The 13180-nt window shown below is 67.3% G+C and carries 11 protein-coding genes and 2 pseudogenes; 6 read left to right on the top strand and 7 right to left on the bottom strand.

Annotation, left to right across the window (positions count from 1 at the left end; translation table 11 throughout):
- Positions 1–40 precede the first annotated feature (40 nt).
- The 4 genes and pseudogenes from STRTU_RS00350 to STRTU_RS00365 form a co-directional block, all read right to left on the bottom strand.
- Positions 41–565 carry a P-loop nucleotide/nucleoside kinase family protein gene (locus tag STRTU_RS00350; protein WP_269777087.1) on the bottom strand — a complete coding sequence of 175 codons (525 nt, stop codon included), beginning with the start codon at positions 563–565 and terminating at the stop codon, positions 41–43.
- A 29-nt stretch (positions 566–594) separates the two neighbouring features.
- Positions 595–882, bottom strand: a pseudogene (locus STRTU_RS00355) (IS5/IS1182 family transposase); the annotation flags it as partial.
- Positions 883–1120: 238 nt separating this feature from the next.
- The gene (locus tag STRTU_RS00360) at positions 1121–2143 is read right to left on the bottom strand and encodes a methyltransferase (protein WP_269777088.1); all 1023 of its coding nucleotides are present in this window, start codon (positions 2141–2143) and stop codon (positions 1121–1123) included.
- Positions 2144–2313: 170 nt separating this feature from the next.
- On the bottom strand, positions 2314–3216 hold the full coding sequence (locus tag STRTU_RS00365) for a phytanoyl-CoA dioxygenase family protein (RefSeq protein ID WP_269777089.1): 903 nt from the start codon (positions 3214–3216) through the stop codon (positions 2314–2316).
- Between the two features lie 553 nt (positions 3217–3769).
- Here STRTU_RS00365 and cmdF point away from each other — a divergent pair.
- The 4 genes from cmdF to STRTU_RS00385 are packed head-to-tail and all read left to right on the top strand — an operon-like array spanning position 3770 to position 9014.
- A complete protein-coding gene (gene cmdF, locus STRTU_RS00370; RefSeq protein WP_269777090.1) occupies positions 3770–5374 on the top strand; it encodes a tyrosine 2,3-aminomutase in 1605 nt (534 codons plus the stop codon).
- Between the two features lie 49 nt (positions 5375–5423).
- Entirely contained in the window at positions 5424–6524 is a 1101-nt protein-coding gene (locus STRTU_RS00375) for an AMP-binding protein (RefSeq protein WP_269777091.1), read from the top strand.
- Positions 6524–7957 (top strand): aldehyde dehydrogenase family protein, encoded by a 1434-nt coding sequence (locus STRTU_RS00380; RefSeq protein WP_269777092.1) that lies wholly within the window; start codon positions 6524–6526, stop codon positions 7955–7957. Before STRTU_RS00375 ends, STRTU_RS00380 begins: the two co-directional genes overlap by 1 nt.
- A gap of 13 nt (positions 7958–7970) precedes the next feature.
- Positions 7971–9014 carry an alcohol dehydrogenase catalytic domain-containing protein gene (locus tag STRTU_RS00385; RefSeq protein WP_269777093.1) on the top strand — a complete coding sequence of 348 codons (1044 nt, stop codon included), beginning with the start codon at positions 7971–7973 and terminating at the stop codon, positions 9012–9014.
- A gap of 545 nt (positions 9015–9559) precedes the next feature.
- Here the strand turns inward: STRTU_RS00385 and STRTU_RS36295 are convergent.
- From STRTU_RS36295 to STRTU_RS00400, 3 genes and pseudogenes are all read right to left on the bottom strand, one after another.
- Positions 9560–10004 (bottom strand): annotated as a pseudogene (locus STRTU_RS36295) (winged helix-turn-helix domain-containing protein); the annotation flags it as partial.
- Between the two features lie 80 nt (positions 10005–10084).
- Positions 10085–10777 (bottom strand): helix-turn-helix transcriptional regulator, encoded by a 693-nt coding sequence (locus tag STRTU_RS00395; RefSeq protein ID WP_269777095.1) that lies wholly within the window; start codon positions 10775–10777, stop codon positions 10085–10087.
- A gap of 251 nt (positions 10778–11028) precedes the next feature.
- Positions 11029–11598, bottom strand: a complete 570-nt coding sequence (locus tag STRTU_RS00400; RefSeq protein ID WP_269777096.1) for a hypothetical protein — start codon at positions 11596–11598, stop codon at positions 11029–11031.
- Here STRTU_RS00400 and STRTU_RS00405 point away from each other — a divergent pair.
- Together STRTU_RS00405 and STRTU_RS00410 are read left to right on the top strand one after the other, a co-directional pair.
- On the top strand, positions 11578–11931 hold the full coding sequence (locus STRTU_RS00405; RefSeq protein WP_269777097.1) for a hypothetical protein: 354 nt from the start codon (positions 11578–11580) through the stop codon (positions 11929–11931). The two genes, STRTU_RS00400 and STRTU_RS00405, sit on opposite strands and share 21 nt — an antisense overlap.
- Positions 11932–12425: 494 nt before the next feature.
- On the top strand, positions 12426–12917 hold the full coding sequence (locus STRTU_RS00410) for an SPDY domain-containing protein (protein ID WP_269777439.1): 492 nt from the start codon (positions 12426–12428) through the stop codon (positions 12915–12917).
- Positions 12918–13180: the final 263 nt, after the last annotated feature.

A 13180-nucleotide genomic window follows, 5' to 3' on the forward strand; every position in this document is an offset into this window, starting at 1 on the left:
ACGGCTGCGTTACTTGCCGGCACCAAGGTTGGCCGGACGGTCACGCGAGCGATGGCCACCGGTCGGCGGCCCACTCCAGCCATCCTGAGCACCCAGGAGGCGGACCTCCTACCTCATGTCCATCGAGTTCCGTGGCGTCGGGCTCCTCGAACAGCGTCCTCCAGTGCAAGAGGTCCGTCTCGCTCATCACGAAGGTCTGATCAGGGGTGGTCGACTGGCGATGGGCGATCCGAGCACGTTGGGTCTCATGGTCCACCGGCACGTACACGAGTTGACAGGACGCACCCACAGACATTGCCAACCAGCGGATCGCGGACCTCTCGTCACGAGACCAGCATCCGAAGTCCAGGACCACGTTCGTTCCCAGCTTCAGCGCCTCCAGACCCAGCCAAAGCAGCCGTCCTTCCAGCACATCGCGCTTCCCGGCCGGCTGCAGATCGCCGTACAGCGGGAGCATCCACTCATCCGGCGTCAGCCGCAGCGCGTTGTGCTCCTTGGCTAGCTGTCGAGCTCTCGTGGTCTTTCCGGCCCCGGGCAGGCCAACCGTCAGGAACAACGTCGTCACGCCCAGATCTTGTCACGAAGCCCAAGCGATCACGGCTTGAGCCAAAGGCGGATCGACGCCACGGTGACGGTGCCGTGGAAGACATAGGCGCGTTTGTCGAATCTCGTGGCCACGGCCCGGGAGTTCTTCAGCGCATTGATCGTTCGCTCCACTTCGTTCCTGCGCTTGTAGATCGTCTTGTCGAAGCCGACGGGCCGACCGCCCATGCTGCCGCGGCGGTAGCGGTTGGCCCGCTGGTTCTTCGGTTCGGGGATCGTGTGCTTGATCTGGCGTCGTCGCAGGTAGCGGCGGTTGCGGCGGGAGGAGTACGCCCTATCTTTGATTGCGTTGATTGCCACGTGGGCTCGGCCATCGGCGCGACAGCCGGATGGAGCCCCTGGCAGATGGGTTATCGCCAGGAGAACCGTCTTTACCAGAGGCCCCGCAGGCCCGCGGCTCTCGCGCGAGCTCCGCTGCTCGACGGCCCGGATCGAACCCTGACCCGCCCCGCGGGTGCGGGCCACGTCCCTCACCCGCGGGGCGATCGGGCCACGGGCCACCCGCAGCCCAGTGCGCTCACGGCTTCCGGGCGACGATGACTCCGTTGGCGGCCGGTGCGGCGAAGGAGCGTATCTCGACGTCGGTGAAGCCGGTCTCCAGCAGCCAGTCGCGGTACTCGGCCCCGGTGTAGTTGCGGCCGAAGGTCTCTACCAGCATGGACAAGCTCATCAGCGTGGCGTCGAGCGGGCCGTCCTTGGCGTCAGCAACCAGCAGCTCGCTGATCAGCAGGCGCCCGCCGGGAGCGAGTGCCTCGTAGCAGTTGCGCAGGATCCTCTTGCACTGATCGACGTCCCAGTCGTGCAGGATCATCGAGAGCAGCACGGCGTCCTGGTTGGTGGGCAGCGGGTCGGTGAAGAAGTCGCCGGCGGCGAAGGAGATGCGGTCGCCGAAGCCCGCCTGCTCGACCTTCTTACGCGTCAGGTCGCACACGAAGGGAAGGTCGAAGATCGTGGCGTGCAGGGACGGGTACGCCCGGCTCAGTTCGATCGCGTAGGCTCCGCCCCCTCCTCCCACGTCCAGTAGCGACAGGTCGCCCGACAGGTCGACCGCGTCCGCCAAAGCCCGCGCCGTGGGCCTGGAAATCGCGCTCATGCCCTCCCAGAACGACTCCACGACCACGGGGTTCTCATCGTCGAACAACGAGTCACGCTGTTCGCTGTCCCAGGCGGTCGGGCGGTTCGTGCGCAGCGCCTCGTCCAGCCGCAGCCAGCCGGGGTAGTCATGGCGCGAGACGATCTCCACCCAGCCGCCGACGTAGTCCTCACCTCCACGAAGCAGGTACCGGTGGGTCATCGGCGTGTTGCGGTACCCCTCGCCGTCACGCTCCAGCAGGCCCAGCCCCGCGCAGGCGGTGACCAGTTGCTCGACCGGGCGTTCCTCCAGGCCCATGTCGCCGGCCAGTTCGGCCGGCGTCATGCCCGGGCGCTTGGCGAAGCGCCCGAACACGTCGCGTTCGTGCGCGGTCACGAGCGTCTGGGACACCCACAGGCCGTAGACCATGTTCATGATCGGCATGACCGATACAGGTTCTTCCTGCATGGACGTCATCGTCACCTCTCAGTTCAGTACGGACCTCGTCGTGACCACCGACCGGTTTCGGAGCCGGATTACGTGCCGGAACGCATCGGTGGGCGGGAAGTGGTGAGTGGGCGGGAGCCGCCCACCGCCGGCGGGCCGACAGCCGGCCGGCCCGGGTGGGGCGGGCGGTCTCAGACGGTGCGCTCGGCCACGTCCAGGCTCCATCGCCGCGCCGTGTCGTTGGCAGCGGTGCGCGTCGCATCCGAGGGCACGATCGGGGTTGCCGCCTTACGGCCGAAGAGAACATTCATCGGCTCCTCGATGTCCCCGGCGTAGCCCATGGCGAAGCAGCCCTGCTGGTAGCCGATCATTTTGAGGACGTCCTCGGAGAAGGTGCGGGCCAGTTCCGGAGGGGCAACGAGGTACTGGTTCTCCTCCTGACGAACCCAGCCCGCGCAGTAACTGAGGATCAGTCCCTGCCGCACCTGGTCCGAGCGGTTGGTGCCGCCTCCGTGCACCACCTTCCCGTTGAAGATGAACACCGATCCCTTGCTCATCTCGACGGGGATGGTGTCCTCCTCCCTCACGTCGTCGGCGTCGATCGCATCAGTGCCGGGGGCCACGCGGGTGGCCCCGTTCTCCTTGGTGAAGTCGGTGAACGCCCAGAAGAACTGGCACATCACGTGGTGGTCCGACGCGAAGGGGAAGAAGTCCCAAACGAGTTCGTCCTTGTGGAGCTTCTGCGAGACGGAGCCCGGGTAGGCGCTGATGAGCTGGGTCTGCGAGAGCTGGAACTCGGTGGAGGACTTGAGTACCTGGCGTGCCACCCCCTTGCACAGCGGGTGCACGATCAGGTCCCGGGCGGCGGCCGAGCGCGCGACGAGACTTCCGGTCCGCTTGGTCCGCTGGCCCGCGAACGCGTCCGGCCCGAACGGTGTGGCCTCGATCCAGGGCTCCATCTCGCTCAGCAGGGCGTCCACCGTCTCATGCGGGAGCACGTTCTCGACGATGGCATAGCCGTTCTCGTCGAGGCTGTGCATCACCTCGTCGACAGGTGCGTCCTTGTCGAACCGGTCGTTGACCTTGGGCTTCATTGTTCTGATTCCTCCTTTTCGCAAGTTCACCAGCCCCGGTGCAAGGCCGGGGAGGGGGGAAATGGGTTTCTTAAAGCGCCGACTGTCACGTGCGCCGTCAATTCTGGAGCGGCTCCGACGCAGACCCTGCCAAGAAATAGCTTTACTCCGGATCCATCCTTGCCCACCGTCAGTACCGGGACAACAGCGGGAAGTTCGCCCTCTCATGCCCAAAGGACGCCCGCCGGAATGAGGTTGAAGGGTGTTCGGGCAGGTAGGGGCGGGTGGCCCACAGGAAAAGGAGACATCCCAAGTGCCCTTCGAGGCAATGGGATACGCCCCGAAGTCGGCCGGGAACGTCCATTCATCCGTATCGGTATGCCCCGAAGTACATTCCGGAATGACCCTGCGTCCATACCGAGCACGGATGTCCCACTGGTCGAATGGAATGGCGGCATCGGAGCCTGCCGGCCAGGTCTTCCAACTGGTGCCGCCCGTCACGCCCTCAGCCGGCCGAGTCGGCAGGCGTGACGCAGTCAGCCACCGGGCCGACCGACACAAGGAGACGTACGCCATGACCATCGACACCACAGCAGCCGTTGTCACGTTCGACGGGGAGACCCTTGGCATCGACGAGGTGCGGCGCATCGCGGAGGAGCACGCACCGTGCGCCGTGAGCTCCAGGGTGCTGACCAAGGCTGCGGACAGCCGCAAGCAGTTCGAGGACATCATCCAGCAGGGCGCCTCCGTATACGGGGTGACCACCGGCTACGGCGAGATGATCTACATGCAGGTGGAGCCCTCGAAGGAGGTGGAGCTCCAGACGAACCTCATCCGCAGCCACAGCGCGGGCGTCGGCCCGCTGTTCGCCGAGGACGAGGCCCGCGCCATCCTGGCCGCCCGGCTCAACGCCCTCTCACGCGGGTACTCCGCCGTGCGGCCCGAGGTACTGGAGCGCCTGGCGCTCTATCTGAACGAGGGCATCATTCCCGCGATCCCCGAGATCGGTTCACTCGGCGCCAGCGGTGACCTGGCGACCTTGTCCCACATCGCCATCACGGTGATCGGTGAGGGGTATGTACTGCGCGACGGCCGGCGCGTCCCGACCGGCGAGGTGCTGCGCGAACGGGGCATCCAGCCGCTTGAGATGCGGTTCAAGGAAGGGCTCGCGCTGATCAACGGCACGTCCGGGATGACGGGACTGGGGTCGCTCGTGGTCGGCCGCGCCCTCGACCAGCTCCGCCAGGCGGAGATCGTCTCCGCCCTGCTGCTGGAGGCCCTGCGCTGCTCCACAAGCCCCTTCCTCCCCGAAGGCCACGAACTGGCTCGCCCGCACCATGGTCAGATCGACTCGGCGGCCAACCTGCGAACGTTGCTCTCCGACAGCCGGCGGGCCGCTCCCCACTCCGAGATCCGTGAGGAGGTGGAGAAGAAGCGGTTGGGCGAGGACGTGACCCGCACCGACGTCTACCTCCAGAAGGCCTACACCCTGCGGGCCATCCCCCAGGTCCTCGGCGCCGTGCGTGACACCCTGCGGCACGCAGCGAACACGCTGAGCATCGAACTCAATTCCGCGACCGACAACCCGCTGTTCTTCCCGGGTAAGGAGGTCTTCCACGGCGGCAATTACCACGGCCAGCCCGTCGCGTTCGTCATGGACTTCACCACGATCGCCCTCACGCAGCTCGGCGTGCTTTCGGAGCGTCAGAGCAACCGTCTGCTCAACCGGCACCTCAGCTACGGGCTCCCGGAGTTCCTCGTCGCCGGGGAGCCGGGCCTCAACAGCGGCTTCGCCGGAGCGCAGTACCCGGCCACCGCCCTGGTCGCGGAGAACCGAACCATCGGCGCAGCCAGCACCCAGAGCGTCCCCTCCAACGGCGACAACCAGGACATCGTCAGCATGGGTCTGATCTCCGCGCGCAACGCACGCCGCGTACTCAGCAACAACACCAAGATCCTCGCGGTGGAGTTCCTCGCGGCGGCCCAGGCCGTGGACCTGAACGACTGCTACGGACAGCTCGGCACCGCGGGTCGGGCCACCTACGACACGGTGCGCTCTATGGTTCCGACGCTCAGCCACGACCGGTACATGGCCGACGACTTGGAGGTCGTGGCCGACGCGGTCGGACGCGGTGAGTTCTTGCATGCCGTCACCTCTGCGGGGATCACCCTGCGGTGACATGGTCCGCACCCGGCAGCACGATCCCACGCGGCAGATGGGAGGCAGAATGAAGACGGCGGAGGCGCTGGCAGTCCTGGACGCTGCCCTCGATACGGAAGTCGACCAGGACGAGTTGGTCCAGGCAGCGATGCAGTGGCACTTCTCCCCGGAGACCGGCACGCCGTTCTGGCTCGACCGGCTGGAGCAGCTGGACTTCAACCCACGCTCGGACGTCCGCACGGTGGACGACCTACGTATGTTCCCGCAGTTCGTCGACGACCTGCGGTACGCGCCGGTCGAAAGCCTGCTGCCCCGGGGCTACGGCGGAACCGCCGAGGTGATCGGGGTGTTCGAGAGCGGTGGCACCACCGGTGCGCCCAAGCGGGTGCTCTACCTCGCCGACTGGATGGAACGCGAAATGGCCGGCGCCATGCGCGCCATGGACGAGCGAGGCTATCCGCGGGGGGTGAACTGGTTGTCGCTGGGCCCCAGCGGGCCGCACGACTACGCCGAACTCACCGATCAGCACGCTCGCCGCAGGAACGGTGTGCGTTTCGCCGTCGACTTCGACCCCCGCTGGGTGCGCCGGTGTCTGCGGGAGGGGCGCGGCGAGGAGGCCGACAGGTACCTCGACCACGTACTCACCCAGGCGGCCCACGTGCTCGGCAGCCAGCGGATCGGGGCGATACAGGCGCCCCCGCCCTTGCTGGAGAGGCTGGCCCGGGACGAACGGCTGGTCGACCTGGTACGCGGCCAGGTCCAAGTGATCACCTGGTGCGGGACCAGCATGGATCCGGACACTCGGGACCTGCTGCGGAACGATGTCTTCCCCGGCATACCGGTGTACGGGCTCTACGGCAGCACGATGGCGTTGGGCGCCGCCTTCGAGCGGCCGGCCACCGAGAACGGCGACTCCGTGTTCGACTCGCCCTCGCCCCACGTCACGTACACGGTGGTCGACCCCGACAGCGACAAGCCGGTCGCCGTCGGGGAGCGGGGCCAAGTCGTCATGCACCACCTGAGCAAGTCGGCCCTGCTGCCCAACAACCGTGAACGCGACGTGGCACGGCGGGTGGCCGAACCACCCGGTGCGAAGGGCCACTCCGTCGCCGACGTGCGCCCGCTGGAGACCTTCACCGGGGTCCCTGTCATCACGGGGGCCTACTGATGAAGACGGCACCAACAACGGTCGGCACCTCCTGGCCGAGGGCCGGGGCCGTCCAGCCCGCGGTCATCGACGCTCTGGTCCCTGAGGGCACCTACCGCACCACCAGGCGCGAGACGGTCCGGGATGTCGCGGGGGCACCGCTGGTGGAACTGGCGCAAGTCCCCGGGCTGTACGTCACCCGGATGTTGGACCGGCTACGCGGGTCTCAGGCATCCTCGGCGGACCAGCCCCGGGCCCTACTCGCCGGCCGACTCCGCTCGGCGGGCTCGGCTTTCGCCTCGGACACACTCGGCGGGCTGACACCGCAGGAGCATCACCGGCTCGTGGCGCGGGCGACAGGCGTGCCCGTGTCGGTGGTCCGCACCGCGACGACGACCATCGCGGAGGCGCTGACCCATGCGGTCGACACCGCCGAACGGGCCCGCCCGCGGGCGGTGCTGCCGCGAGGCCGCCAGCATGCTTCGAACAGTGGCGCGGTCGTCTGGCGCCGTCGCGGGCGGCTGCTCGGTGTCAACGCCTCAGGGAACCATCCAGCCGTCCACTCACTGTGGCTGGAGGCATTGGCCCTGGGGTATCGCGTCGCGGTGCGGCCCTCGCGTCGCGACCCGTTCACCCCCTACCGGCTCATCCTGGCACTGCGTTCGGCCGGCTTCGCCGACGAAGACGTGCTCCTGTTGCCGTGCGACCACGGCGTCGCCGACGCCCTGATCCACGGCAGCGACCTCGCCATGGTCTTCGGCGGGGACGAGACGGTGGACCGGTACACCGGCGGATGGTCCCGGACGCCGGTCCTGCCGCAGGGGCCCGGACGGGTCAAGATTCTCCTCACGGGGCCGTGGGAGCCGCATCTGGACGCCGTCGTCGACTCGGTGGCAGGGCTGGGCGGGGTCTCCTGTCTGAACGCCACCGCGGTGCTGGTCGAACAGGATGTCCGGGGCTTCGCCGAGGCTTTGGCGGAACGGCTCTCAGCCTTGCGGGCCCGTCCACCCGAGCAGGAGGACGCCCAGCTCCCATGCCTGCCCATGGCCGAGGCCCGTGCGGTCGAGGACGCCCTGCGGCACGGCGCGGCGGGCTGTGAAACCGTGCTGGGCGACGTCGTGGCGCACGATCTGGGTGACGGCAGTGCCGCGCTGCAGCCGTCGGTGCATCTACTGGACGACCCCATGGCCGGACAACTGGGCCTGGAGCTGCCGTTCCCCTGCGTGTGGGTGGCTCCTTGGTCCATGGACCGGGGTGCCGCGCCGCTGCGCGGCTCGCTCGTCGTCGGAGTCTCCACGAAGGACCCGGCGCTGGTGGACGCGTTGCTGGCCGAGCCGTCCATCCGCAACGTCTACGGCCTGGACCGGCCGACCTGGTGGCTGCCTCCTGGAATGCCGCACGACGGATTCCTGGCGGAGTTCCTCATGCGCAGCACCGCGCTGGCCGGAACCTGAAGGGAGGCACGCCATGCTAGCTGTTGTCATCCACGCTCCCGGCGACGTACGCGTCCAGGAGATGCCCGAGCCACGCATCGAGGAGCCCACCGACGCACTGGTGCGCGTGGTGGCGGCCGGTGTCTGCGGTTCGGACCTGTCCGTACTGCGGGGCCTGTCGCCACTGCCGCGGCCGGTCCGCAGCGGTCACGAGTTCGTCGGTGTCGTCGAGGACGTGGGCGTGGGGGTGACCACGGTCCGCCCGGGGGACTTCGTCCTCGCTCCGTTCAGCACCTCGGACGGCGACTGCCCCCACTGTCGCCGAGGTGTGCCGATCGCCTGCGAAAAGGGCATGCTGTTCGGTGAGTTCGGGCCGGACGGGTCCGTACTGGACGGAGGCCAGGCCGAGTTCGTCCGGGTACCCCTGGCCGACACGACCCTGCTGACCGTCCCGGGGACGCCGCCCGAGGAACTGGTCCCGCCGCTTCTGACCCTGACCGACGTGATGTCCACCGGACACGAGGCCGCCCTGCACGCCGGGGTCGGGCCGGGGGCGACCGTGGTGATCGTCGGAGATGGTGCCGTCGGCCAGTGCGCTGTGCTGGCTTGCCGCAGGCTAAAGGCAGAACGGATCGTCATCATGTCGCGCCACTCGCGGCGTCAGCAGCTCGCCCGCGCGCACGGGGCCACCGATGTGGTCACCACTCGGGGCGAGGAGGGAACGGCGGAGGTGATCGACCTGCTCGGCGGCGGCAGCGGACACGTGATCGAGGCGGTCGGAACGCTCCAGGCGATGCGGCAGGCGATTGGCTGCACGCGACCCGGTGGCCAGGTCGGCTACGTGGGTCTGCCCTGGGACGTGACACTGCCGCTGTGGGAGCCGTTCGCCAAGAACCTCTCCCTCAGCGGCGGTGGGGCCAATGTGCGTGCCACGATGCCCGAGTTGCTCGATGACGTGCTCAAGGGCGTCTTGCAGCCAGGCGGCGTCTTCGACGCGGACCACGCTCTGGCCGACGCGCCGAGGGCGTTCGAGGACATGGACGCCCGTCGTTGCATCAAACCGATTCTGCGGCCCTGACGCCGTCCCGACACCGCGTGCCTGTTCCCGCTCGGCGGCGTCCACCGTCGCACCGAAGCCGATGCCTCGACAGGCTCACCGCCTGTCGGGGCCGGCCCGCGGGAAGGGGCTGGGTGAGGGGTAGAAGGTCAGCCATAGTCGGGCGGTGATCAGCTCCCGCATGGTGCAGCTGACCTGGATATTCAGAATGCCCCTACGTTGCGTCAAGAGGCGGTAGAGAGCGGTAGCGGCGGCTGGATCTGACCGTAAATCTCACGGGCGACGTAGCGTTTGAGACACCGGATTACCTCGTGCTTCGACAGGCCCTGTTTCGTGCGTCGTTCGAGGTAGAGACGTGTCCGGGTATCACGGTTCAGGCGAATCATGACGATGCGGTAGAGGGCGGCGCTGGCCTGAGCTCTCTCGCCTCGGCAGTCAGCTGCTGGATGCGCCGGGCCGGTAGTCGCAGCGTGAAGACGGCTGCGTCGTCGGCGTCGGGAAGGTCGGCGCACGTGGTGATCAGAGCGGTATTGCTGAGGTTGGTCAGGGTCTCGCGCAGCTCGGGCCCACGCGGCGGTCTTCTCCTCGTCGCGCTCGGTGGCCTCGCGGGCGGGGACCTGCACACTCCAGCCGATGCGGTGCGGCAGCAGATCCAGCCCGGCCAGGGTGTAGTCGACGCCGAAGCGGCGGTGCACGACTTCGCCGATCCTCGCCAGAGGTCCAGCACTGGTTACTCCAGCCGGAAGCGGCCGGACCGGCATCCAACACCGCTTCCAGCACACGCAGTTGGCCCGCGTCGAGCTTGCAGCGGGCACCGCCGGTCCTCTTGGACACCAGGGCTTGCCACCCGCCGGCAGCCAAGGCCCGCCGCAAGCGATTCGCCGACATCCGCGTCACCCTGAACCGCCGGGGCCACCTCCCGGTCACTGGCCCGGCCTCGATCAGATCAGCGGCCGCCAACCGGACCCGCTCACGCCGAGCCCGCTCCTCAGCCGCCGGCCCACTGCCATTGGATCCTCACGCATTCGACATAGCGCAGCCCACCCACCCCATCCGTCACCGGGCCTTGTAACTCACACCCTTAAAGATCTCTAGATGTAGCCCTTCCGCAGTGCGTAGGCCACAGCATGTGCTCGGTTGCGCAAATTCAGACGTGTGGTCAGCTTGTACATGATGTCTTTTATCGTGCGTTCGGAATAGCTTAATTTTACTGCGATGTCGACAGTGCCGAACCCCTCGGCGACCAGCCGCATCACATCCACTTCACGCGGTGTCAGCTCTTGGGCCGGATAACTGGAGCCGCCGACGGCCGTGTGGGGCGGCTTCGTTCCCATCTGGCGGATCAACCGGCCGAGCAGGTCGGCTGGGAGATCCCCATCACCGCGCGCGGCGGCCAGCACGGCCTGGGTCAGACGACTCGGTGTGGCCTCGTGGCGCCACACCACGGCACTGATTCCATGACTCACGACCTCGTGCAGATCTTCGTCCTGCAGCATCTCCACCACGAGAACCGCCTGCGCCCGGTCATCGCCCACTGCTCGGCGCAGCTGAGTCAGGGCGGGCCGCCCGAGTGTGTGGTCGACGTGCAGGACTACACCGCCCGGGCTCACTTTGTCGCATAACTCGATACGTGAGTCGTCTTTGAGTGCGCTGAGCACTCCTTCCCGAGAGATGGGATCTCGGGCATGGACCGCCACCGGCACCCGCGGTCCGAACGGTGCGAGTGAGTCGTAAAGGAAATCCTTCGGTGCCGCAAGATTCCCGGTGCCGAACGAAGTGGGCATATCTCCCCTTCACATCTCGGCATGCGATAGACGCACGCCATTCGGGCAAACGACGAGTAAAATGCGTATGAACGAAAACTGATGAGTGAGGTCCTTATCCCGAACTCACCTTTCGCACGGCCGACAGCACCCCGGGCAGGGCAGGCGCTTCGGCGCCCTCCTTGTCATGAGCGGCGCCGAGTTCGGACGGCATTCGGCAACCGGCCCCATGCACATCGGGAACACGGAGAGGGGGCGCCGCGGCAAGGCCGTCAGGGCGATGAGCGCGTCATACCCGGCACGGGTGGGCGCGGACCGCTCTTCGACTGGGCGGATTCCGTCCGCCGGGCGTGCGCCGCTGTTTGGTTCCGCACGACATGCGTCGCGGCGAAGCGGCACCCTCTCGCGCACAGTTCCAGCTGGCGGGCAGCCTCATCGAGGTGGCCGTTCATGAGCAATATGGCCCTGGCCTGGCGAGCGATGCGCGCTGGGGCGTCCTCCACCCGGCGGCCGGGAAAGGGCATGCTCTCGTCGGGGTTGGCGTACAGCGCGCGGGCGAGGGCGTTGCTCACGAGGGATGCGGCGACGACGACCGAGGACAAGCACTTCAGGCTGGAGCGGCCGTCGGTGACACCGGTGTGTGAACTTTCGTGAAGCGCGTTCAGACGCACGAGAACGACGGCGCTCAGATCCTGCGCCTGGTATAGGAGGGGGCCGATTCGCCGGAGAGCATCGACCCCAGGAGTGTAGGAGAGGTTACCTAGGCGAGCCCGAAGAACTTCGAACTCCTTTGCAAGGTAATTTAGTTGCCGTTTCTGTTCATGCAGGTCGAGCAGTGCCATGACGGCATGACTCCAAAGGATCGCGACGACGGCAAAGCCAAGGTAATACTAAATGAAGATGCAACGAGCATGCGTGCTCGTGGGTGCCAACGTTTTCAAACGCTCATGATTCTCGACACCCGGGAACGGTCGGCCTCGTCCGACGCTGATCACCTTCCGTATCGAATGAGCTGGGATGCCGGTGAAGTTTCGGCCACCGACCGGCATCATCACGCCGCTTCGGACGAGTGCCCCTGGGGAGTCGGCATGCCCTTTTGTTCGTTCGATGCACAACTGCGCCCGTTCCTGCCTCTCGGTGAGAATCCGACCTCACCGTCGCCAACACACCGTTGATCACTGGCGACGACGGCCGATCACCGATCCCAGCCGATGGGGACTCCGCACGACCTTGCCCGTATCGGCCATCGCACGTTCCGGTTCACGCCCGTTTCGCCTCGGTCGCGCTGTGTGAGGGAACGAGCTGCCTCACTTGACCAGAAACTGCATGTGCATCGCAGTTGCCAGGTCGTTCCGCAAGGCCAGCGTCCTCACCGAGGACAACAACGGGGTTCTTCATCAGGCTGGCATAGGCCGCCGTGCCCTTCGGGCCGAGCACTGTGCTGCGAAACCGCCACGCCGTCGCCTCGACCACCGGCTGGGACGTGGCGAAGAACGCTTTGGTCCTGGCCCGCATCGATCACGAGGAGCCCTGCTGGGCTGCGGACGCCGCCCGGGAACTGATCTCCGAGCACCTCACCGCGACTGGAGCGACACCCGCCCCCGTACTGCAGGAGTTGTTGGAGCACCTCGCCGGCGGTGACGGATGGGACACCGCGGTCGGCCGCGCGGTGGACGAGAAGTCGGTCACCGCCGCCACCAAGCCGCTCGTTGAAGCCGGGGGGAACCACACGGTCGACGGGCGCTTCATCCGCTGGGCGAACCCGTCCCAGGACGCGGGGGGGCAGTTCGACGTCTTCGCTGCTCAGCAGCCAGACAGCACCCTCGCCGCCTGGCCCCTCTGGGCTGGCCCCAGCATTGACCAGCCCACCTGGGCACTCCACGCCTCGTCCCGCGCACCAGCTTCAATGATCGCCAGCCTGGCCACAGAACTTGCACATGGCTCCGGCACCCGACGTCCGCTACATCCCGGCGCGCGTCGGCAGCCGCCCCAGCGCACCACGACACTTCCCGCCGCCGCGCCAACTGGCCCGCGACTCCCCGCTGGCCGACTCCGCTGCCCCACGGACACAAGTGTGGCTCCGCGGACGGTGACCGTCTTGCCCCGGGCCTGTCCGGTTCGTGAGGCGGGGCCCGGGGCGGGGCGGTCTGACGAACGGTGAAGTGGGCACGACTCGTACCGCATCTACCGAAGACCAGTCGCCAGGGCAGGCGGTTGAGCATCACCGGAACGCTGGTCGACCACTTGCTGTGCGGCATGACGGAGCGAATCGAGGGGCGGATGATGGGCACCAAGTGTGCCCAGGAACGGAGTTGCCGTGTGCTGCGCGAATGTGTCGGACCGAGTTATTTTCTGTTCACTCTGAAACCGTCCCGCGTTTGTTTCCGTCTATCTCTGCAACCCCTCCGTCCCACCGGGCCCACA

The organism is Streptomyces tubercidicus, from assembly GCF_027497495.1.
GTDB classification, from domain to species: Bacteria; Actinomycetota; Actinomycetes; order Streptomycetales; family Streptomycetaceae; genus Streptomyces; species Streptomyces tubercidicus.